4 protein-coding genes are annotated in these 6,523 nt (G+C 44.0%); 3 read left to right on the top strand and 1 reads right to left on the bottom strand.

Annotation, left to right across the window (positions count from 1 at the left end; translation table 11 throughout):
* Window positions 1-479: 479 nt before the first annotated feature.
* From QOS03_RS08835 to QOS03_RS08825, 3 genes are all read left to right on the top strand, one after another.
* Window positions 480-1,667: an AraC family transcriptional regulator gene (locus QOS03_RS08835; protein ID WP_283576152.1), complete on the top strand. Its 1,188-nt coding sequence runs from the start codon at window positions 480-482 to the stop codon at window positions 1,665-1,667.
* Window positions 1,668-1,933: 266 nt separating this feature from the next.
* The gene (locus tag QOS03_RS08830; RefSeq protein ID WP_283576151.1) at window positions 1,934-3,397 is read left to right on the top strand and encodes an MFS transporter; all 1,464 of its coding nucleotides are present in this window, start codon (window positions 1,934-1,936) and stop codon (window positions 3,395-3,397) included.
* 38 nt (window positions 3,398-3,435) lie between these two features.
* Window positions 3,436-5,475: a right-handed parallel beta-helix repeat-containing protein gene (locus QOS03_RS08825; RefSeq protein ID WP_283576150.1), complete on the top strand. Its 2,040-nt coding sequence runs from the start codon at window positions 3,436-3,438 to the stop codon at window positions 5,473-5,475.
* Window positions 5,476-5,557: 82 nt separating this feature from the next.
* Here the strand turns inward: QOS03_RS08825 and QOS03_RS08820 are convergent, their stop codons facing one another.
* Window positions 5,558-6,070, bottom strand: coding sequence for a helix-turn-helix transcriptional regulator (locus QOS03_RS08820; protein ID WP_283576149.1), 513 nt, complete (start codon window positions 6,068-6,070; stop codon window positions 5,558-5,560).
* Window positions 6,071-6,523 lie beyond the last annotated feature (453 nt).

The following is a 6,523-nucleotide window of genomic DNA, read 5'->3' as shown; positions in this document are numbered from 1 at the left end:
GTGACGACACCATTAAAGACCTTTATGGGTTTTTCTGTCCACTAAAATGTTCAACTTAAATTTTACAATCTGCCATAAGAAAAAAGCAGACAAACAGCGACCAGATGATTAGGCCGTTTATCTTTATAAGATGATCATAACTAAAACGAATTCGCAAGCAGGTTAACGGACTTGTCTAAACCGAATTGACAGTAAGATTTGAGAAATGTTTTGCCCACGGCCTAAAAAGCAGTCGGCAAAACAATAATAATCGGCTTTACCAATAAGCGTGAGTAGGGAAAATGGAATTGGAGTGTTTTATAGTTAATGCTGATTTTAAAAAGAGCTAAGGAATTGACCAATCTAAAAAATCAGACTGACCAAGATCTTAAAACCAGCAACAATATATTAATTTTCCCTAGCTCATGATATATTTTATGTAATCGCTAACACGATCGCTTGAATATTAGAACTATTTTTTGAACAAAGGACGGAATAAAATGGAAATCGTAACTGCGTATCTGGAATCATTGGGAGTTCCAGCCACAATTTGGGAGTATGACAACGGCCAGTATAGTTTACAGTTTCGTCAAGGCAAGTTGTTGCTGGTGAACTATCTAAAAATTTTGCGTCGCTGTCCACATAAGTCGCTGCAATTTTTGCGGCATAGTCAAAATCTATACAGTTGCTTAATATGGTGCGACCAGATAGTCATCTATGTAGGACCAGTGATCGTTAACATTAGTCAGCGTTATCAAAACAGTGAGATGCCGGGCAGTCATGCCGTCATGTATATGCCAAAGCTGCTGAAGACGGTTTATCTGGAAGAAAAACAGTTTTTGCAGCAGATTTTGGTGTTGGTACGGTTATTAGAACTGCCGATCGATTTTGAAACCATCAGTGACGAGTTTCACCAAGCACGTCTTTCGAGAGACTTTGATGCCCAATTGCTGAAGCTGCGGATGAGCAGTGAGGGTGGCCATGTTAGTTATCTTTATGAACGCGAAGTCAAAAAAGCAATCGCACAGGGAAACTTGGCTGCTTTGCCGATCATATTCTCTAAAAACATCAACTCAGGTCGGATCGGTATTTTAGCAGATAATCAAGATGCGCTGCGCAACGTTAAGAACTGGGGCATTATCTCGGTTTCCGTAAATCTGCGTGCTCTGTTTCAAGTCGGGTTGGATTACGAAATGGTGTATTCACTGAATGATCAATACGTACGTCATATTGAGTCATTGACGTCCTACAATGAAGTACTGGCAGCAATTGAGGCAGCTGATGTGGATATGGCTATGCGCTGCCGTGAGATGGTTGATGCCAAGATGACGGCACCGGTCAGCAAGATTTTTTGGCAGTTAATGAGTAATCCGACTATGGACCAAAGCGTTGATGATCTGGCAATGACGGTAGGGTTATCCAGTCGCTATCTTGGCAGCCAGTTTAAAAAACAGGTTGGAGTCAGTATCAGTCACTTCAAGCGCTTGGTTCAGATTAATCATGCGATTGAAGATCTGATTGGCACCAATCTTTCAATGGCAGAGCTTGCCGAGCGTTATGGATTTGCTGACCAGGCGCATTTTTCACGAGTCTTCCATGCCCTAACTGGGATAACGCCTAAAGAAGTACGTGCTGATGCTACCCAAATTGCTGATTGGAATCTTTACGATTATCTTTTCAAAAAATAGTATGAAAAATCAATCATATGTATTTTTAAATTTTTTAACGGAGTGACCGCTTTTTTGCCAGTGGTCATTTTTGCTGACGCTATATGAAGAAACCAAATCTATTATTTTGGAGAAATTAAAAATTTTAGCTCGTAAATGACGAAAAATAGATTTTAAGGGTAGCGTTTTCAAAAAAACTGTGTTAAATTTTGGTCGTTGGTTGAAAACACAAACTAACGTGCAGCGCTGTACCGGTTTGAATCAAATTTACAAGAGGTGTAAAAACTATGGACAAGCCAAAAAATAAGCAAGTCGATGAGTTCGCCAAACTGTCTTGGGGTGAGCGAATCGCTTATGGTGCTGGTGACTTGGCACAAAATCTGATTTTTGGAACGATTGGCTCAATGTTGCTGTTTTATCTGACAACGGTTTTTGGAATCTCGGCAGCCGTTGGGGCCACGATTTTTCTGATCGTTCGCTGGGTTAACGTTTTTTGGGATCCCTGGGTCGGAACGGTTGTCGATAAGAGCCATTTTAAGCACGGCGGCAAATACAAGCCATTTTTAATTTATTTCGGAATTCCGCTCACGATCTGCTGTGCCATGCTGTTCTTGCCAATTCCAGCCGTTCGTGGCAATGTTGCCTATGCATTCTTGATGTATCTGGCAACGGCCTTGATCTATTCATTCGTTAATATTCCTTATGGTTCGTTGAATGCCTCGCTGACGCGGGATAATGATGAGATCTCAACTTTAACGACGGTCCGGATGACGGAAGCAAATATCGGTAATCTTTTTGTCTACACGTTCCTGCCATTGTTCGTTCAAATGGCATCCCCTGACAAGCATTTAAAAGCCATCGGGATGTTTGGCATCAAGCTTAATTTAGGTAACTATGCCTCGCCACACGCTGCTGGTGCCTACTTCCACGTTATGTCAATCTATATGCTGATTGGTTTTATTCTGTTGCTTTGCACTTACTTTGGTGTTCATGAACGGGTGCTGCCAACGGAAGAAGAAACGGATTCCGTTAAGTTTTCTGATCTTTGGAATGAGCTGCGTCGTAACAAACCACTACGGGTACTAGGCTGCTTTTTCCTAGTTGGCTTTACCTTCATGTTCTTTGGCAATACTGTTTGGCCATTCTTCCTTCAGTACAACATTGGTCACTCAGAATGGATGGCTTCAATCAATCTGATTGGTTCGATTCCAGGGATCTTCTTGGTTTTCTTATGGCCAATTATTCGGCGCAAGATCGGCAAAAAGGGATTCTTCCAACTGTTCTTGGGAATGTTTATCGTTGGGACGCTGCTTCTTTGGGTATGGTCATGGCCACAGTTTAAGAACAGCATTGCCCTGGGCTACATTGGTGGCTTTATCAAGTCGTGGGGACTTTCGGCCGCTACTGGCTACATGTGGTCACTGGTTCCGGAAGTCGTTTCTTATGGTGAATGGAACTCAAAGAAGCGGGTTGCTGGGATCATCAACGCCTTGATGGGACTGTTCTTCAAGATTGGGCTGGCACTTGGCGGGATCATTCCAGGCTACATCAATGCCGCTTGCCACTTTGACGGTACTAAGGCTACGCAATCAGCAACGGCCTTGAATGGGATTGCGATTTCAATGATCTGGCTGCCAATTGTTTTGGCAATTGTTGGCATGTGGGTGATCAGTAAGTACCCATTGTCTGATGCAGAAGTTGACAAAATCAATCACGAAATTGAAGATCGCCGCCAAGCTGAAGAAAAGTAGCTGTCTTAATGCAGAAATAACGGAAAGGATGAAAGTTCATGAAAATCTATGTTGATGCGCAGGCACCATTTGATGGCGATGGAAGCAAGCATCGTCCATTTAAAACGATTCAAGCAGCCGCAGATATCGCAATGCCAGGCGATAAGGTGTGCGTTTTTCCAGGCACTTATCGTGAAAACGTTAATCCTAAGCATGCGGGCACGGCAGATCAGCGCATCGTCTATGAGTCGGTTGAGCCGTTAAAGGCCATTATTACTGGGGCGGAAGTCGTTAAAGGCTGGGAAAAAACTGCAGATGGCATTTGGCAGGTAAAAATTCCCAATAGTATGTTTAGTGAGCGCAATCCATACACGACCAAGATTTTTGGTGACTGGTTCGATGCACGAATCCTGGCTCATACCGGTGAGGTCTATTTAAACGACAAGGCCTTGTATGAGGTCAACACGCTGGCTGAGGTAAAACAGCCCGTTCGCAATGAAAAATCATGGGATCCTGACTTTACGATCTATACTTGGTATACGGAACAAGATGCTGACACGGATGAAACGATTATCTATGCCAACTTCCATGATTTCGATCCCAACCAGGAAAACGTGGAGATCAACGTGCGTCAAAGCTGTTTTTACCCACAGGCTGAAGGAATCGGCTACATTACCTTAAAAGGATTTGGCGTTACTAAAGCGGCGACGCAATGGGCGCCACCAACGGCTTACCAAGAAGGGATGGTTGGTCCACACTGGTCAAAAGGATGGATCATTGAAGAATGTGAGATTTCGCATTCCAAATGTTCTGGTATCTCGCTTGGCAAGTACCTGCAGCCAAACAATGACAATAAATGGTCTAAGTGGAAATACAAAGATGGTACTCAGACGGAGCGTGACGTAATCTGTCAAGCATCTTATGAAGGCTGGGATAAAGAACACGTCGGCTCGCATATCGTACGGCGCAATCGCATTCATGACTGTGGCCAAACCGGGATTGTTGGTCACTTGGGCGGTGTCTTCTCCTTGATTGAAGAAAACGACATCTACAACATCAACATTCGTCAAAATCTGGTGGGAGCCGAAATTGGCGGCATTAAGATGCATGCTGCCATTGATGTGATCTACCGTCATAATCATATTCACCACTGTACGCGTGGCTTATGGCTGGACTGGCAGGCACAAGGAACGCGGGTCACGCAAAATGTCTTTGATCACAACTCCTTACCTGAACATTTTGAAGTCAGTGAAGAGAACGTGGGCGACGTGCTGCAAGGGCTTGGTGAAGATATGTGGGTCGAGGTTTCGCATGGACCAACGCTGATTGACAACAACCTATTCCTTTCAGAACGCTCAATTCGGTTTGCTGCGCAGGGAATTGCCATGGTGCACAACCTGATTGCTGGTAGCTTTACTGCGGTTGGCGTTGGGACGGACAATAATTCCGTCAACCTGCCATCCAACCGCTTTACACCATATCATGAACATCACGGCACCAAGGTAATGGGCTTTATGACGTTCCAACATGGCGACAATCGTTTTTACAATAATGTCTTCGTTCAACAAAAGCTGCGGCCGGAAATGCAAAAGCTGGCTGAACTGATGCATGACAAGCCGGATGCATGGGATACTTACAACTTTAAAGTCGGTACCCAGCCGTTTGAAGAATATCCAACGTTTGCAGAATGGGATCAGCAGTTTGATGGCTATTGCGGAATCTATGCGCCAAACAGCGATCACTATTACAACCACCTGCCAGTATGGAACGCGGGCAACGCTTACTTCAACGGTGCCCAGTCATGCAGCAAGGAGCAGAACCAATTCGTCGACGATAAGGATCAAGTCGTCCTGGAATTGGAGAAGCGAGCTGATGGCCTGTATCTTAAGACTAATTTGGCTGACTTCCTGCCGCAAGACAACGATGCCAAGATTACAACTGCTACGCTGGGAATGGCGTTTGAGCCAGAAGAACGCTATGAAAACCCTGATGGCACGCCAATCGTCTTTGATGCCGACTTCTTTGGCAACCATCGTGACGGTGCCATGGTAACGGCTGGTCCTTTGGTTAAGTTCCAAGCCGAGCAGCGTGTGTTCTAAAAGCTTGATGCTGGATTAGCCATAATACTGAATCTGAATCAACTAAAAGGCGCTTCGTCATTTTGAAATGGCGAAGCGCCTTTTATTGGTTGTTGATTTTAATGCTCAAATCAGGCTGCAGCAGTAAATTTTTAGCAATCTGCATTTTGAGACTCTGCAGATATTTTTGCGGCGACTGTTGGCTGTACTGCTTGAAAAGGTGAAGCGCGGTACTTTGGCTGATGTGAAACTCGGCAATGATTGAAGCAATTGAAATTGTCTGGGGAGCTTTGGCATTGAAAATCTGTTCGTTGAGCTCATCTTTAATACGCATTGAGATCTGCTGAAACAAAGCATAATGATCGATTTCATTTTGCTTGGGCAACTGATCTTTGTTGGCATGCAGATGATGAATCAGCGTTCCAATCACGTTGATCGTATTTAGCTCAATCGTCAGCCGGTCGCTTAATGAATATTGATTACCGATGATGCTGATGATCTGTTCAAGGAATTTGCGCAGTTCGTCATAGTAAGGCGCGGTCTGATCAATAATCTGGTTGGTAAAGTTTTTCACCAGCAGATATTTGATTGCTGGGCCGTCAAGATTGAAATGCATGGTAAAGAGGTCATTGATTCGTTGCCCCAGCAATAGTTAGTGTGTTTCATGCCAATGGGAATGACCATCATCTCACCAGCCTTAATGATTTTTTCGGCTAATTCGGTAACGGTTCTTTGCGCGCCATCCAAGATGTACAGAATCTCAAAGGCTGGGTGGGCGCCAGCCGGGCTCAACGGTTTCAGCATGACCACCGAAAAAAGAAAACGTAGTGTTGATCGTTGGCAGATAGCCGTCTTCCAAAAACTGCATGCCCACTCCTCCTGTTAATTATTGATGAAATTGTAGTCGCTTTCAAATGAAAATAAAAGTTGTTAAAATAGATGTGAAGATGTTTTGAGCTGCAAAAGAGTTGGTAGATTGGCATTTTTTAAGGTAAGGCAGATTGCAAGAAATAACTTGAACAAATCTATTGGCGCAGATTAAGCAAAAAGATCTCAATTGGTGAATGCC

The organism is Limosilactobacillus pulli (assembly GCF_947381555.1).
GTDB lineage: Bacteria > Bacillota > Bacilli > Lactobacillales > Lactobacillaceae > Limosilactobacillus > Limosilactobacillus pulli.
Note: the sequence above shows the minus strand (reverse complement) of the source record. Positions and strands in the feature narration are given on the sequence as shown.